Consider the following 15,645-nt stretch of genomic DNA (forward strand, 5'->3'; position numbering starts at 1 on the left):
GGCAGTTCCACAGCAACGGAGGAGGAAATGTCAGGCGCGCCCGTCGCATCGCCACGCGGTTACGCCCATCCGGCCGACGCCACCCGCGCGGCCTCCCCATCGGACACCATCTTCGAAGCCCGGGGCGTGTCCTTGCGCTTTGGCGGCGTGCAGGCGCTGACCGACGTCGGTTTCAGCATCCGCAAGGGGGAGCTGTTCTCCATCATCGGCCCGAACGGTGCGGGCAAGACCTCCATGGTCAACTGCATCTCCGGCCGCTACCGGCCCACCGACGGAAAGGTCTATTTCAAGGGCCAGGACATCACGGGCATGACGCCCAACCACCGCGCCTCGCTCGGCATCGGGCGCACCTTCCAGAATCTGGCGCTGTTCGGCCACATGACGGTGCTCGACAACATCATGGTCGGGCGCCATCACCTGCTGAAGAACAACTTCTTCACCGGCTCGCTCTACTGGCTGACCGGCGCCCGCAAGGAGGAACTGGCCCACCGCCGCGAGGTCGAGGAGATCATCGACTTCCTGGAAATCCAGCATGTGCGCAAGGCCACCGCCGGCACGCTGTCCTACGGCCTGCGCAAGCGGGTGGAGCTGGCCCGCGCCATCGCGCTGAAGCCCGACCTGATCCTCCTGGACGAGCCCATGGCGGGCATGAACCTGGAGGAGAAGGAGGACATGGCCCGCTACATCGTCGACCTGAACGAGGAGTTCGGCATGACGGTGGTGATGATCGAGCACGACATGGGCGTCGTGATGGACATCTCCCACCGCGTGATCGTCCTGGAGTTCGGCAAGAAGATCGCCGAGGGCACGCCGGAGGAGGTCCTGGCCGACCCGCGCGTCAAGCGCGCCTATCTCGGCGAGGACGACGAGGAGGACGAGGCCGTGGCCCCACCGCCCAAGCAGGAGGTCGCGTGATGTCCCTTCCTGATATCAAGACCCACGACACGCTGCCGAAGCTGCTGACCCTGCACGCCCGCGAGCATGGCGGCGACGTCGCCATGCGCGAGAAGGATTTCGGCATCTGGCGCGAGTTCACCTGGGCGGACATGCACGCCCGCGTGCGCGCCTTCACGCTCGGCCTCATCAAGTTGGGCGTGGAGCGCGGCCATGTGGTGGCCCTGCTCGGCGACAACCGGCCCGACTGGGTGATGGGCGAGATCGCCGCCCACGCCATGGGCGCCATGAGCCTGGGCATCTACCGCGACGCCATGGATGAGGAGGTCGCCTACCTCATCACCTACGCCGACGTCCACGTCATCTTCGCGGAGGACGAGGAGCAGGTCGACAAGCTGCTGAATCTCGGCGAGCGCCTGCCGACGCTGAAGCACATCATCTATTCCGACCCCCGCGGCATGCGCAAATACAGCGACCCGCGCCTGATGGAGGCGGCGGAGCTGGTGAAGCTGGGCAACGCGCTGCACGCCGAGAAGCCGAACCTCTACGAGGAGCTGGTCGGCGCGACGCGCGGCGACGATGTGGCGGTGCTCTGCACCACCTCGGGCACCACCTCGAACCCGAAGCTGGCGATGCTGCCGGCCGGGCGGCTGATCCGCCACGTCGCCAGCTACCTGTCGGTGGACCCCAAGGGGCCGACCGACGAGTATGTGTCGGTGCTGCCGCTGTCCTGGATCATGGAGCAGATCTACGCCGTCGGCATGGGCATGGTGTCGCGGATGCGCGTGAACTTCGTCGAGGAAGCCGAGACGATGATGAACGACTTCCGCGAGATCGGGCCGAGCTTCGTGCTGTTCGCCCCCCGCCTGTGGGAGCAGATCGCCGCTGACGTGCGCGCCCGCATGATGGACGCCTCCCCCTTCAAGCAGAAGATGTACGATTACGGCATGAAGCTGGGGCTGGAGGCGCTTGCCAACGGCACGCGCTCCGCCGTCGCCGACCGCATTCTCTTCGCAGCGCTGCGAGACCGCCTGGGCTTCACCAACCTGAAGTCGGCGGCGACCGGCGGTGCCGCGCTCGGCCCCGACACCTTCAAGTTCTTCCAGGCGCTGGGCGTGCCGCTGCGCCAGATCTACGGCCAGACGGAGACGATGGGCGCCTACACGGTGCACCGCTCGGACGACGTGGACTTCGACACGGTGGGCGTGCCCTTCGACGACGGCGTCAAGGTCAAGGTGATCGAGCCCGACCAGAACGGCATCGGCGAGATCGTGGTCAGCCATCCCAACATGTTCGCCGGCTACTACCGCAACGAGGCCTCGACCACGGCGGACCTGCGCGACGGCTGGATGCACACGGGTGACGCCGGCTTCTTCGACAAGAAGGGCCATCTGGTCATCATCGACCGCATCAAGGACATCGCCACCACCAGCAACAACGACCGCTTCAGCCCGCAGTACATCGAGAACAAGCTGAAGTTCAGCCCCTACGTGGCCGAGGCGGTGATCCTGGGCAACAAGCGGCCCTACCTGTCGGCGATCATCTGCATCCGCTTCCCCATCGTGTCGAAGTGGGCGGAGAAGAACCGCATCGCCTTCACAACTTATTCCGATCTGGCGTCCAAGCCGGAGGTCTACGAGCTGCTGCGCCAGGAGGTGGAGCGGGTGAACGCGACGCTGCCGGAGTTCCAGCGCATCACCAAGTTCCTGCTGCTCTACAAGGAACTGGACGCCGACGACGGCGAGCTGACCCGCACCCGCAAGGTGCGGCGCGGCGTGATCGCCGAAAAATACGGCGAGATCATCGACTCCATCTACGCGGGCCAGCCGGCCATCGACGTGGACACCACCATCACCTTCCAGGACGGCACCAAGCAGCGCATCCGCACCGTGCTGAAGGTGATCGACCTGCTGCCCACGCCGGCCAAGAAGCCGGCGCAGGCCGCGGCGTGAGGGGGCGGTGATGCGCCACGCCAGAAAATCCCTCTCCCGTCCCGGGAGAGGGAAGGGGCCCGCGCACAGCGCGGGAAGGGTGAGGGTGTCGGCAATGGGCCGGCGCTCGATCCTCGAATGCACCCTCACCCGGCCCTGCGGGCCACCCTCTCCCGGGACGGGAGAGGGGATTGAGAACGAGGCCACGCCATGACCTTGCTCTTCCAGCTTCTCGTCAACGGACTGATCGTCGGCGCGCTGTACGGCGTCGTGGCGATGTCCTTCGTGCTGATCTACAAGGCCAGCCGCATCGTGAACTTCGCCCAGGGCGAGTTCCTGCTGATCGGCGCCTGGACCTGCTGGTGGCTGCTGACCTCCTGGCAGCTGCCCTTCTGGATCGGCTTCCCGATCACGCTGGCCTTCATGCTGGTCTTCGGCATCGTGCTTCAGGTCGTCGTGCTGCGGCCGATGATCGGGGAGCCGATCATCTCCGTCATCATGGTCACCATCGGCCTGTCGATCTTCTTCCAGGCGCTGATGAAGTGGATGTTCGGCGTCTTCGCCAAGCCGTTCCCGACCATCTTCGCCAGCCCGACCGTGAACATCCTCGGGCTCGACGTGCAGACCGTCTATGTGATGAGCCTGGTCATCTCGCTGCTGATCATGGCGGGCTTCGGCTGGTTCTTCAAATACTCGCGCATGGGGCTGGCGATGCGGGCGACCGCCTTCGACCAGCAGGTGGCGCAGTCGCTGGGCATCTCCGTCCGCCACATGTTCGCGATGAGCTGGGCGATCTCCGCCATGGTGTCGGCGGTGGCCGGCGTCACGGTCGGCGTCGTCAACGGCGTGTCCTCCGCGCTCTCCTTCTTCGGCATCAAGGTCTTCCCGGCGGTCATCCTCGGCGGGCTGGACAGCGTGGCCGGGGCGGTGCTGGGCGGCCTGATCGTCGGCGTGCTGGAGAATCTCGCGCACTACCTGGACAGCCAGTGGCTGAACTGGGGCAACATGTACGAGATCGCCCCCTTCTACGTCCTGATCGTCATCCTGATGATCAAGCCCTACGGCCTCTTCGGCACCAAGGACATCGAGCGCGTGTAAGGAGCGGCCGCAACCATGGCGAACATCAGTCTCATCCCCTGCGGCGACTTCAAGACCCGGTACGCCGCCGACACGACCATCTTCCCGACCAAGACCAGCCGCAACTTCGCGATCCTGGGCGTGGCGCTGCTTCTGCTCTGCCCGGCCTTCATGGACCGCTACTGGCTGAACCTGTGCATCCAGATCGGCTATCTCGGCATCGCGGCGCTGGGGCTGAACATCCTGGTCGGCTTCACTGGCCAGATCTCCATCGGGCACGCCGCCTTCTTCGGCTTCGGCGCCTTCTCGTCGGCGTGGCTGTCGAACAGCTTCGGCATCCCGGTGGCGCTCGCCATCCCGCTGGCCGGCGTGATGACCACCGGCGTCGGCATGCTGTTCGGCATCCCGGCGGCGCGGCTGAAGGGCCTGTACCTCGCCATCGCCACTCTGGCGGCGCAGTACATCCTTCAGGACTTCTTCTCGCGGGCGGACTGGTTCACGGGGGGAACCGCCGGCACCATCGCGGAGCCGTTCACCCTGTTCGGCTACGCCTTCGACACCGACGAGAGCTTCTTCTACGTCGTGCTGGTCTATGTGGTCGTCATGTACATCCTGGCGACCAACCTGATGCGGTCGCGCGACGGGCGGGCGCTGGTGGCGGTGCGTGACCATTATCTCTCCGCCGAGATCATGGGCATCAACCTGACCAAGTACCGCACGATGTCCTTCGGCATCTCGTCCTTCTACGCCGGCATCGGCGGCGCGCTCTACGCCCACTACCTTCAGTTCGTGTCGGTGGAAGGCTTCACGATCCTCTTCTCGATCCAGTTCCTCGGCATGATCATCATCGGGGGTCTGGGTTCGATCATGGGGTCGCTGATGGGCACCGCCTTCATGGTGCTGCTGCCGGAGGTGATGCAGGCCATCACCACGGCGCTGTCCGGCACCGCCATCGACGCCGCGCTGAACCTGAGGGAGGCCATCGCCTTCCTGCGCGAAATGGCCATCGGCCTGGTCATCATCCTGTTCCTGGTCTTCGAGCCGGACGGGCTGGCCCACCGCTGGAAGCAGATCAAGGCCTACTGGAAGCTCTACCCGTTCTCGCACTAAGGCCCTTTTCGCACATCGGCTTCTGAAAAACATAACGACTGGGAGAAAACGCACCATGACCATGAAGACCGTCCTGCTGGCGTCCGCCGCCGTCGTCCTGCTCGGCACCGGGGCCGCCAACGCCCAGAAGATCCCGGTCGGCCATCTCGCCGACCAGTCCGGCGCCACGTCGGACGTGGGCGTGCCCTTCGGCCAGGGCGTCGCCGACGCGCTCGCCTACATCAACAAGAACGGCGGCGTCGGCGGCACGACGATGGACGTCGAGACGGTGGACTACGGCTATCAGGCGCCGCGCGCCATCAGCCAGTACAAGAAGTGGTCGTCGGGCAGCGGCAAGGTCGCGGCGATCCAGGGCTGGGGCACCGCCGACACCGAGGCGTTGACCGGCTTCGTCGGCAAGGACGAAATCCCCTATTATTCCGGCTCCTACTCGGGCCACCTGACCGACCCGACCGGCAACGGCCCGCACGGCTCCAAGCCGGCCCCCTACAACTTCTTCTACGGCCCGTCCTACTCCGACGGCCTGCGCGCCATGCTGATGTGGGCGGCCGAGGACTGGAAGACGAAGGGCGGTTCGGGCAAGCCGAAGTACGTCCACATGGGCGCCAACCACCCCTACCCGAACGCCCCGAAGGAGGCCGGTGAGCAACTCGCCAAGGAGCTGGGCTTCGACGTCCTGCCGGCGGTGCAGTTCGCCCTGACGCCGGGCGACTACACCGCCCAGTGCCTGACGCTGAAGCAGGCCGGCGCCAACTATGCCTATCTCGGCAACACGGCGGGCTCGAACATCTCCGTGCTGAAGGCCTGCCAGACGGTCGGCGCCCAGGTGCAGTTCATGGGCAACGTCTGGGGCATGGACGAGAACGCCGCCAAGGCCGCCGGCTCCGCCGCCAACGGCGTGATCTTCCCGGTGCGCACCGCGGCGATCTGGGGCGGCGACGCGCCGGGCATGAAGATCGTCAAGGAAATCTCCAAAGTCTCCGATGCCGCCGGCACCGCTTACCGTCCGGTGCACTACGTGTCGGGCATTTGCTCCGCCTTCTACATGAAGGAAGCCATGGACTGGGCGAAGCAGAACGGCGGCGTGACCGGCCCGAACATCCGCAAGGGCATGTACCAGAAGAAGGATTGGGTGCCGGCGGGGCTGGAGGGCGTCTGCGTGCCGTCCACCTGGACCGAGACCGATCACCGCGGCATGGACAAGGTCAACCTGTACCGCGCCAACGTGTCCGGCGACACCGGCGGTTCGGTGGACGAGCTGGTGAAGGCCGGCACGATCAAGCTGGAGAAGATCGCCACCGTCGACGTCCCGCGCAAGCCGGAGTGGCTGGGCTGGTAAGCCGGACCGCCCCCGCCGCCGCCGTGAAAGGCCGGCGGCGGGGGCACCCGTCCCGTCTCACTGCATCAGGTGCCGCATCATGAACGCCGCCACCGCGACCGCCGCGGTCACTCCCGCCAGCGCTCCGGCGCCGGTTCCCGGCACGGCCAAGGCGCCGCTGCTGTCCGTCAACAACATCGAGGTCGTCTACAACGACGTCATCCTGGTGCTCCGCGGCCTCAGCCTGGAAGTGCCGGAAGGGGAGATCGTCGCCCTGCTGGGCGCCAACGGCGCCGGCAAATCGACGACGCTCAAGGCCATCTCCGGGCTGCTGAAGACCGAGGACGGCGAGGTCACGCGCGGCGACATCTCCTTTGGTGGCGAGCGCATCAACGGCATCGACCCCGACAAGATCGTCCGGCGCGGCATCTTCCAGGTGATGGAGGGCCGCCGCATCATCGGCGACATGACCTGCCAGGAGAATTTGCGCCTCGGCGCCTTCACCCGCCGCGACGGCGGCGTGAAGGACGACATCGAGATGGTTTATCACTATTTCCCCCGCCTGAAGGAACGCACCGGCCTCGCCGGCTACCTGTCCGGCGGCGAGCAGCAAATGCTGGCCATCGGGCGCGCGATGATGGCGCGGCCGAAGCTGATCCTGATGGATGAGCCGTCGATGGGCCTGTCGCCGCTGATGGTGAAGGAGGTCTTCAGCATCATCCGGCAGATCAACAAGGACCTGGGCGTCACCATCCTGCTGGTCGAGCAGAACGCCCGCATGGCGCTCCAGGCCGCGACGCGCGGCTACATCATGGAGAACGGCAAGGTCGTTCTCGACGGCACCGCCGAAGAGCTGCGCAACAACGAGGACGTGAAGGAATTCTACCTCGGCGGCGGCAACGAAGAACGCAAGAGCTTCAAGAACCTCAAGAGCTTCAAGCGCCGGAAGCGCTGGATTTGAACGTTTCCCTCTCCCCTCCGGGGAGAGGGTGGCCCGAAGGGTCGGGTGAGGGGGTTGCGCTTTTGCCGGACGTGCCACCAAGCGCAACCCCCTCACCCTGACCCTCTCCCCAGAGGGGAGAGGGGACAAGAAAAACAGCCGGGAGGCATCGGTGTCCGACACTTACGATCAACTCGAAACCCGCTCCCCCGACCGGCGCGAGGCGGAGCTGTTCGCGGCGCTGCCGGCGCAGATCGCCCACGCCAAGGCGAACGCGCCCTATTTCACCCGCCTGCTCGCCGATGTGGACCCCGCCGCCATTCGTGACCGCGCGGCGCTCGCCGCGCTGCCGGTGACGCGCAAGTCGGACCTGATCGCGCTGCAGAAGGAGGCGCCGCCCTTCGGCGGGATGACCACCGTCGCCATCGGGCGGCTGGCCCGCGTCTTCGCCTCGCCCGGCCCGATCCACGATCCGGAGGCGCACGGCACGGACCCCTGGCGCACCGCGCGGGCGCTCTACGCCTCGGGCATCCGCGGCGGCGACCTCGTGCAGAACTGCTTCGCCTACCACCTGACCCCCGCCGGCTCGATGTTCGAGACCGGCGCGCACGCGCTGGGCTGCGCCGTCATCCCCGCCGGTGTCGGCAACACGGAGATGCAGGCCCAAGTGGCCGCCCATCTGAAGCCGCGGGCCTACATCGGCACGCCCGACTTCCTGAAGATTATCCTGGAGAAGGGCGACGAGCTGGGTCTGGACCTGTCGTCCATCGCGATCGGCCATCTGACCGGCGGTCCCTTCCTGCCGGACGCCCGCGCCTATTACGAGGGGCGCGGCATCGCCGCCTACCAGAGCTACGGCACCGCCGACCTCGGCCTCGTCGCCTACGAGACGACGGCCCGCGCCGGGCTGGTGGTGGAAGAGGGGGTGATCGTCGAAATCGTCCGCCCCGGCACCGGCGACCCCGTTCCGGAGGGCGAGGTGGGGGAGGTCGTCGTCACCACCTTCAACCAGGCCTACCCGCTGCTCCGCTTCGCCACCGGCGACCTGTCGGCCGTGCTGCCGGGCGAAAGCCCCTGCGGGCGCACCAACATGCGGCTGAAGGGCTGGATGGGCCGCGCCGACCAGACCACCAAGGTCAAGGGCATGTTCGTCCACCCGCAGCAGATCGCCGAAGTGCTGCGCCGCCACCCGCAGATCGGCAAGGCCCGCCTCGTCGTCGGGCGGGAGGACGCCAACGACACCATGACCCTGCGCTGCGAGTCGCCCGAGTCCGGCGAGGCTTTGGCGGCGTCGGTGCGTGAAACTCTGGCCGCCGTCACCAAATTGAAGGGTGTCGTGGAGTTCGCGGCCCCCGGCAGCCTGCCCAACGACGGCAAGGTCATCGAAGACGCCCGCGCCTGAGAACTGCTGCCAACCGAAAACAACGATAACCGACCCGATACACACGAGGACCTTTTCGCCATGAGCGTCAGCACCGACCTCCAGCTCGACCCCTTCGCGCTCGCCAGGGAGCTGTCGGGCAAGCATTTCTTCGGCGGCGAGTTCCGCCCGGCCTCCTCCGGCAAGGGCTTCCCCGTCGTGAACCCGGCGACCGGCGAGACCGTGGCCGAGGCCGCCTTCGGCGAGGCGGCGGACGTGGACGCCGCGGTGGCCGCCGCGGTGGCCGCGCAGAAGGAATGGGCCAAGCGCCCGGTGCGCGAGCGCGGCAAGCTGGTCGCCGAATGCGGGCGCGTGCTCGACGCCCACAAGGAGGAAATCGCCAAGCTGATCGCGCTGGAGACCGGCAAGGCCCTGCGCACCGAATCGCGCGTCGAGGCCGGCGTCCTGTCCGACGCCTTCGTCTTCTTCGGCGGCCTGGCGCCGGAGCTGAAGGGCGAAACCATCCCCTTCAACCCGTCCATGCTGACCATGACGGTGCGTGAGCCGGTGGGCGTGGTCGGGGCGATCATCCCGTGGAACGTGCCGCTGCTGCTGATGGCGCTGAAGATCGCCCCGGCGATGGTCGCGGGCAACGCCGTGGTGGTGAAGTCGGCGGAGGAGGCGCCGCTTGCCGTCCTGCGCGTCGTGCAGCTGATCAACACGGTGATTCCGGCGGGGGTGGTGAACATCCTGTCGGGCTACGGCCCGGAATGCGGCGCCCCGCTGGTGGCGCACAAGGATGTGAAGAAGGTGACCTTCACCGGCTCCGTCGAGACCGGCAAGATCGTCTACAAGACCGCCGCCGAGAAGCTGATCCCGGTGACGCTGGAACTGGGCGGCAAGAGCCCGATGATCGTCTGCGGCGACGCCGACCTCGACCAGGCCATCGCGGGCGCCATCGCCGGCATGCGCTTCACCCGCCAGGGCCAGAGCTGCACCGCCTCCTCGCGCATCTTCGTCCATGACAGCATCCACGACGCCTTCGTGGAAAAGCTGAAGGAGAAGGTGAACGCCATGAAGATGGGCGACCCGCTGGACGAGTCGACCGACATCGGCACCATCGTCTCGCCGCAGCAGCTCGACCGGGTGCAGAGCTACATCGCCATCGGCAAGGAAGGCGGGGCGACTCCGCATGTCTGCTCGGCCATGCCGTCCGACCCGAAACTGACCAAGGGCCTGTACGTGCAGCCGCACATCTTCACCGGTGTGAAGAACAGCGACCGCATCGCGCAGGAGGAGATTTTCGGCCCGGTCTGCTGCGTCATCCGCTGGACCGACTACGAGGAGGTCATCGCCCAGGCCAACGACACCGAATACGGCCTCGCCGCGACCATCTGGACGCGCGACCTCAAGGTGGCGATGGACGCGGTGCACCGGCTGGAGGCCGGATTCGTGCAGGTGAACCAGAATCTGGTCGTGCAGCCGAACCTGTCCTACGGCGGCGTGAAGTCCTCCGGCCTCGGCAAGGAAGCCTCGCTGGAAGCGATGCTGGAGCACTTCACCCACAAGAAGACGATCATCATCAACATGAAGTGATCGGAGCCTCTTGGCCTTCCTCCGGAAGGGGGTGGGCCAAGAGGCCTTGCCACGCCCATTTCCATACGCTACCGTACGGCTCCATACGTCGCCGTATGGCGGGAACGAAGAACAGACCTCCGGGGGGAGCGCCAACACCATGCTGTCGAACCAGTATCCGACCCTGAACTTCGACCTCGGCGAATCCGCGGACATGCTGCGCGACACGGTGCGCAGCTTCGCCGCCGACGAGATCGCGCCCCGCGCCGCCGAGATCGACCGCACCAACGAGTTCCCGAACGAGCTGTGGCGCAAGTTCGGCGACCTCGGCGTGCTCGGCATCACGGCGGAGGAGGAATACGGCGGCGCCGGCATGGGCTACCTGGAGCATGTCGTGGCGATGGAGGAAATCTCCCGCGCCTCGGCCTCGGTCGGCCTCAGCTACGGCGCGCACTCCAACCTCTGCGTCAACCAGATCCGCAAGAACGGCACGGCGGAGCAGAAGAGCCGCTACCTCCCGAAGCTGATCTCCGGCGAGCACATCGGCGCCCTCGCCATGTCGGAGCCGAACGCCGGGTCCGACGTGGTGTCGATGAAGCTGCGCGCCGAGAAGAAGGGCGACCGCTACGTGCTGAACGGCACGAAGATGTGGATCACCAACGGGCCCGACGCCGACACGCTGGTGGTCTACGCCAAGACCGACGTTAACGCCGGCCCGCGCGGGATCACCGCCTTCCTGATCGAGAAGTCCTTCAAGGGCTTCTCCGTCGCGCAGAAGCTCGACAAGCTGGGCATGCGCGGCTCCAACACCGGCGAGCTGGTGTTCGAGAACTGCGAGGTGCCGGAGGAGAACATCCTGGGCGGCGTCGGGCGTGGCGTGAACGTGCTGATGTCCGGCCTCGACTATGAGCGCGCGGTGCTGGCCGGCGGGCCGCTCGGCATCATGCAGGCCTGCATGGACGTGGTGGTTCCCTACCTGCACGACCGCAAGCAGTTCGGCCAGCCGATCGGCGAGTTCCAGCTCATGCAGGGCAAGCTGGCCGACATGTACACGATCATGAACGCCGCCAAGGCCTATGTGTACGCCGTCGCCAAGGCCTGCGACCGCGGTGAGACGGCCCGCAAGGACGCCGCCGGGGCGATTCTCTTTGCCGCCGAAAAGGCGACCTGGATGGCGCTGGAGGCCATTCAGACTCTGGGCGGCAATGGCTACATCAACGAGTACCCGACGGGCCGCCTGCTGCGCGACGCCAAGCTCTACGAGATCGGCGCCGGCACCAGCGAGATCCGCCGCATGCTGATCGGGCGCGAGCTGTTCAAGGAAACGGCCTAAGGAAAACGGCGCAAGGCCGGAGGGAAGGGAAAGAGCATGACCGATACCGTTGTGATCGCGGGCGCCGCCCGCACCCCGATGGGCGGCTTCCAGGGCGACTTGCAGGGGCTGACCGCACCGCAGCTCGGCTCCGCCGCCATCAAGGCCGCGCTGGAGCGTGCCGGGGTCAAGCCGGACGCCGTGGACGAGGTGTTCATGGGCAACGTCCTGCCCGCCGGCCTTGGGCAGGCGCCGGCCCGTCAGGCGTCGCTCGGCGCCGGAATTCCGGAGGCTGCCGGTTGCACGACCATCTCCAAGGTCTGCGGGTCGGGCATGAAGGCGGTGATGCTCGCCACCGACCTCATCAAGGCCGGTTCGGCGGAGATCATGGTGGCCGGCGGCATGGAGAGCATGTCCAACGCCCCCTATCTGCTGGACCGCGCGCGCGGCGGCTACCGCATGGGCCATGGCCGCGTGCTCGACCACATGTTCCTCGACGGGCTGGAGGACGCCTATGACCGCGGGCGCCTGATGGGCACCTTCGCCGAGGAATGCGCCACCCACTACCAGTTCACGCGCGAGGCGCAGGACAACTACGCCATCGAGAGCCTGAACCGCGCCCGCCGCGCCACCGAGGACGGCAGCTTCGTCAAGGAGATCACCGCGGTCACGGTGAAGGGCCGCAAGGGCGACACGGTGGTGGAGAAGGACGAGCAGCCGCTGAAGGCCGACCCGGCCAAGATCCCGACGCTGAAGCCCGCCTTCGCCAAGGACGGCACGGTGACGGCGGCCAACGCCTCCTCCATTTCGGATGGCGCGGCGGCGCTGGTGCTGACCACCCGCTCCAACGCCGAGAAACTCGGCCTGCCGATCCTGGCGGAGATCAAGGCCCACGCCAACCACGCCCAGGCCCCGGCCTGGTTCACCACGGCCCCCGTGGGCGCGATCAACAAGGTGCTGGAGCGCGCCGGCTGGTCGGCCAAGGACGTGGACCTCTACGAGCTGAACGAGGCCTTCGCCGTGGTCGCCATGGCGGCGATGCGCGAACTCGACATCCCGCACGACAAGATCAACGTGCATGGCGGTGCCTGCGCGCTCGGCCATCCCATCGGCGCGTCGGGCGCGCGCATCCTCGTCACGCTGCTGGCGGCGCTGGAGAAGAACGGGCTGAAGCGCGGCGTCGCCTCGCTGTGCATCGGCGGCGGCGAGGCCACGGCTGTGGCGGTGGAGTTGGTGTAAGGCAACTGTGCCCCCTCCCTAGCCCTCCCCCGCTGCGCGGGAGAGGGGACTAAGCTCCCTCCACCGCGCAGCGGGGGAGGGTCGGGGAGGGGGCAGAAAGCGTGCGGGAGGGAAAGCAATGCGGCTGACGGAAGAGCAGCGGATGGTGCGCGACATGGCGCGGGACTTCGCGGCGGAACGGCTGGCGCCCACCGCCGCCGAGCGCGACCGCACCGGCGCCTTCCCCAAGGAGGAGCTGGCCGAGATGGGCCGGCTCGGCCTGATGGGCATGCTGGTGCCGGAGGAATTCGACGGCGCCGGCACCGACCACATCGCCTACGCGCTCGCCATCGAGGAGATCGCGGCGGGCGACGGCGCCATTTCCACCATCATGAGCGTGCACAACTCCGTCGGCTGCATGCCGATCCTGAAGTTCGGCAGCGCCGAGCAGAAGGAGCGCTTCCTGAAGCCGATGGCCCGCGGCGAGCAGCTCGGCTGCTTCTGCCTGACCGAGCCGCAGGCGGGGTCCGACGCCGCCGCCATCAAGACCCGCGCGCGCCGCGACGGCAACCACTGGGTCCTCAACGGCACGAAGCAGTTCATCACGTCGGGCAAGAACGCCGACGTCGCCATCGTCTTCGCGGTCAGCGACCCCGACGCCGGCAAGAAGGGCATCACCGCCTTCATCGTGCCGACCGACACCCCCGGCTTCCAGGTCGCGCGGGTCGAGGAGAAGCTTGGGCAGAGCTGTTCCGACACCTGCCAGATCGTGCTGGAGGACTGCCGCATCCCCGCCGACCTGATGCTGGGCGCGGAGGGCGGCGGCTACCGGGTGGCGCTTGCCAACCTGGAGGGCGGGCGCATCGGCATCGCCTCGCAGTCGGTGGGCATGGCCCGTTCCGCGCTCGACCACGCCACCCGCTACGCCCAGGAGCGGCAGAGCATGGGCGTGCCGATCATCCAGCATCAGGCGGTGGCCTTCCGGCTGGCCGACATGGCGACGAAGGTGGAGGCCGCGCGCCAGCTCGTCCTGCACGCCGCGAGCCTGCGCGACGCCGGCGAGCCCTGCCTGAAGGAGGCGGCGATGGCGAAGCTGTTCGCCTCGGAGATCGCCGAGCGCGTCTGCTCCGACGCCATCCAGATCCATGGCGGCTACGGCTACCTGAACGATTTCCCGGTGGAGCGCATTTATAGAGACGTGCGCGTCTGCCAGATTTACGAGGGCACGAGCGACATCCAGCGGCTGGTCATCAGCCGCGCCCTGATGCAGTAGAACAAGAAGAGACGGGAGGACGACGGCCATGACCGTCCTGAAGAGCGCCCTGAACCCGCGCTCCGCCGAGTTCCAGACGAACGCCGACGCCATGTCCGCCCTGGTCGCCGACCTGCGTGAGAAGGTGGGCGCGATCAAGCAGGGCGGCGGCGCGAAGGCCCGCGACAAGCACCTGTCCCGCGGCAAGCTGCTGCCGCGCGAGCGCATCCGCCAGCTCCTCGACGTGGGATCGCCCTTCCTGGAGCTGTCGCAGATGGCCGCCCACAAGGTCTATGACGACGACATCCCGGCGGCGGGCATCATCACCGGCATCGGCAGCGTGGCCGGGCAGGAATGCATGGTGGTCGTCAACGACGCCACGGTGAAGGGCGGCACCTACTTCCCCCTGACCGTCAAGAAGCACCTGCGCGCCCAGGAAGTGGCGCAGCAGAACAACCTTCCCTGCATCTATCTCGTCGATTCGGGCGGCGCCAACCTGCCGAACCAGGACGAGGTGTTCCCCGACCGCGACCATTTCGGCCGCATCTTCTTCAACCAGGCCAACATGTCGGCCCAGGGCATCCCGCAGATCGCGGTGGTGATGGGAAGCTGCACGGCGGGCGGCGCCTATGTGCCCGCCATGTCGGACGAGGCGATCATCGTGCGCAACCAGGGCACCATCTTCCTCGGCGGCCCGCCGCTGGTGAAGGCGGCGACCGGCGAGGTGGTGTCGGCGGAGGACCTCGGCGGGGCCGACGTGCACTCCCGCACCTCCGGCGTGACCGACCATTACGCGATGAACGACGCCCACGCGCTCGCCATAGCGCGCAAGGTCGTGTCGAACCTGAACCGCAGCAAGCGCATCGACATGGATCTGCGCGAGCCGCAGGAGCCGGCCTACGACCCGCGCGAGCTCTACGGCGTCATCCCCAGCGACCCGCGCAAGCCGTTCGACGTGCGAGAGGTCATCGCCCGCGTGGTCGACGGCTCGGTGCTGGACGAGTTCAAGCCGCTCTACGGGACGACGCTGGTCTGCGGCTTCGCCCACATCTTCGGCTACCCGGTCGGCATCATCGCCAACAACGGCATCCTGTTCAGCGAATCCGCCCTGAAGGGCGCGCATTTCGTCGAGCTGTGCTGCCAGCGCGGCATTCCGCTGGTCTTCCTGCAGAACATCACCGGCTTCATGGTCGGGCGGAAGTACGAGGCGGGCGGCATCGCCAAGGACGGCGCGAAGCTGGTCACCGCCGTCGCCTGCGCCAAGGTGCCGAAATTCACCGTCATCATCGGCGGCAGCTATGGCGCCGGCAACTACGGCATGTGCGGGCGCGCCTACAGCCCGCGCTTCCTGTGGATGTGGCCGAACTCGCGCATCTCGGTGATGGGCGGGGAACAGGCGGCAGGCGTGCTCGCCCAGGTCCGGCGCGATGCCATGGAATCCCAGGGCAGGAGCTGGGCACCGGAGGAGGAGGAGGCCTTCAAGGCCCCGATCCGCCAGCAGTATGAAGACCAGGGCCATCCCTACTACGCCTCCGCCCGGCTGTGGGACGACGGCATCATCGACCCGGCGGACACGCGCATGGTGCTCGGCCTCGGCCTGTCTGCGTCGCTGAACGCCCCGGTTGAGAAGACCACCTTCGGCGTGTTCCGGATGTGAG

12 protein-coding genes are annotated in these 15,645 nt (G+C 67.3%); all 12 read left to right on the forward strand.

What is annotated here, in order from left to right:
• Positions 1-27: 27 nt before the first annotated feature.
• Positions 28-915 (forward strand): ABC transporter ATP-binding protein, encoded by an 888-nt coding sequence (locus FBZ83_RS20485; RefSeq protein ID WP_014241713.1) that lies wholly within the window; start codon positions 28-30, stop codon positions 913-915.
• The gene (locus tag FBZ83_RS20490) at positions 915-2,846 is read left to right on the forward strand and encodes a long-chain fatty acid--CoA ligase (RefSeq protein WP_145687638.1); all 1,932 of its coding nucleotides are present in this window, start codon (positions 915-917) and stop codon (positions 2,844-2,846) included. Before FBZ83_RS20485 ends, FBZ83_RS20490 begins: the two co-directional genes overlap by 1 nt.
• 189 nt (positions 2,847-3,035) lie before the next feature.
• Positions 3,036-3,923 (forward strand): branched-chain amino acid ABC transporter permease, encoded by an 888-nt coding sequence (locus tag FBZ83_RS20495; RefSeq protein ID WP_040136435.1) that lies wholly within the window; start codon positions 3,036-3,038, stop codon positions 3,921-3,923.
• Positions 3,924-3,938: 15 nt separating this feature from the next.
• Positions 3,939-5,012 carry a branched-chain amino acid ABC transporter permease gene (locus tag FBZ83_RS20500; protein WP_114861637.1) on the forward strand — a complete coding sequence of 358 codons (1,074 nt, stop codon included), beginning with the start codon at positions 3,939-3,941 and terminating at the stop codon, positions 5,010-5,012.
• 55 nt (positions 5,013-5,067) lie between these two features.
• Complete coding sequence (locus FBZ83_RS20505) at positions 5,068-6,351, forward strand: ABC transporter substrate-binding protein (protein ID WP_114861636.1); 1,284 nt, start codon at positions 5,068-5,070, stop codon at positions 6,349-6,351.
• A gap of 79 nt (positions 6,352-6,430) precedes the next feature.
• Entirely contained in the window at positions 6,431-7,291 is an 861-nt protein-coding gene (locus tag FBZ83_RS20510) for an ABC transporter ATP-binding protein (protein WP_145673376.1), read from the forward strand.
• Between the two features lie 151 nt (positions 7,292-7,442).
• Positions 7,443-8,672: a phenylacetate--CoA ligase family protein gene (locus tag FBZ83_RS20515; protein WP_145687645.1), complete on the forward strand. Its 1,230-nt coding sequence runs from the start codon at positions 7,443-7,445 to the stop codon at positions 8,670-8,672.
• A 60-nt stretch (positions 8,673-8,732) separates the two neighbouring features.
• A complete protein-coding gene (locus FBZ83_RS20520; protein WP_145687651.1) occupies positions 8,733-10,226 on the forward strand; it encodes an aldehyde dehydrogenase family protein in 1,494 nt (497 codons plus the stop codon).
• Positions 10,227-10,365: 139 nt separating this feature from the next.
• Entirely contained in the window at positions 10,366-11,538 is a 1,173-nt protein-coding gene (locus FBZ83_RS20525; RefSeq protein ID WP_145687659.1) for an isovaleryl-CoA dehydrogenase, read from the forward strand.
• A gap of 36 nt (positions 11,539-11,574) precedes the next feature.
• Positions 11,575-12,756: an acetyl-CoA C-acyltransferase gene (locus FBZ83_RS20530; protein WP_035679327.1), complete on the forward strand. Its 1,182-nt coding sequence runs from the start codon at positions 11,575-11,577 to the stop codon at positions 12,754-12,756.
• Between the two features lie 118 nt (positions 12,757-12,874).
• Positions 12,875-14,008 (forward strand): acyl-CoA dehydrogenase, encoded by a 1,134-nt coding sequence (locus tag FBZ83_RS20535; protein ID WP_145687668.1) that lies wholly within the window; start codon positions 12,875-12,877, stop codon positions 14,006-14,008.
• A 28-nt stretch (positions 14,009-14,036) separates the two neighbouring features.
• Positions 14,037-15,644 (forward strand): carboxyl transferase domain-containing protein, encoded by a 1,608-nt coding sequence (locus tag FBZ83_RS20540; RefSeq protein WP_145687675.1) that lies wholly within the window; start codon positions 14,037-14,039, stop codon positions 15,642-15,644.
• The last annotated feature ends 1 nt before the right edge of the window (position 15,645 follow it).

This window comes from Azospirillum brasilense (assembly GCF_007827815.1).
GTDB lineage: Bacteria > Pseudomonadota > Alphaproteobacteria > Azospirillales > Azospirillaceae > Azospirillum > Azospirillum brasilense_C.

What these genes read in the sequence shown, in the direction of transcription:
- FBZ83_RS20525 (WP_145687659.1), top strand. Translation starts at nt 10,366, where the DNA reads ATGCTGTCGAACCAGTATCCGACCCTGAACTTCGACCTCGGCGAATCC.
- FBZ83_RS20485 (WP_014241713.1), top strand. Translation starts at nt 28, where the DNA reads ATGTCAGGCGCGCCCGTCGCATCGCCACGCGGTTACGCCCATCCGGCC.
- FBZ83_RS20535 (WP_145687668.1), top strand. Translation starts at nt 12,875, where the DNA reads ATGCGGCTGACGGAAGAGCAGCGGATGGTGCGCGACATGGCGCGGGAC.
- FBZ83_RS20510 (WP_145673376.1), top strand. Translation starts at nt 6,431, where the DNA reads ATGAACGCCGCCACCGCGACCGCCGCGGTCACTCCCGCCAGCGCTCCG.
- FBZ83_RS20520 (WP_145687651.1), top strand. Translation starts at nt 8,733, where the DNA reads ATGAGCGTCAGCACCGACCTCCAGCTCGACCCCTTCGCGCTCGCCAGG.
- FBZ83_RS20540 (WP_145687675.1), top strand. Translation starts at nt 14,037, where the DNA reads ATGACCGTCCTGAAGAGCGCCCTGAACCCGCGCTCCGCCGAGTTCCAG.
- FBZ83_RS20500 (WP_114861637.1), top strand. Translation starts at nt 3,939, where the DNA reads ATGGCGAACATCAGTCTCATCCCCTGCGGCGACTTCAAGACCCGGTAC.
- FBZ83_RS20505 (WP_114861636.1), top strand. Translation starts at nt 5,068, where the DNA reads ATGACCATGAAGACCGTCCTGCTGGCGTCCGCCGCCGTCGTCCTGCTC.
- FBZ83_RS20490 (WP_145687638.1), top strand. Translation starts at nt 915, where the DNA reads ATGTCCCTTCCTGATATCAAGACCCACGACACGCTGCCGAAGCTGCTG.
- FBZ83_RS20495 (WP_040136435.1), top strand. Translation starts at nt 3,036, where the DNA reads ATGACCTTGCTCTTCCAGCTTCTCGTCAACGGACTGATCGTCGGCGCG.
- FBZ83_RS20530 (WP_035679327.1), top strand. Translation starts at nt 11,575, where the DNA reads ATGACCGATACCGTTGTGATCGCGGGCGCCGCCCGCACCCCGATGGGC.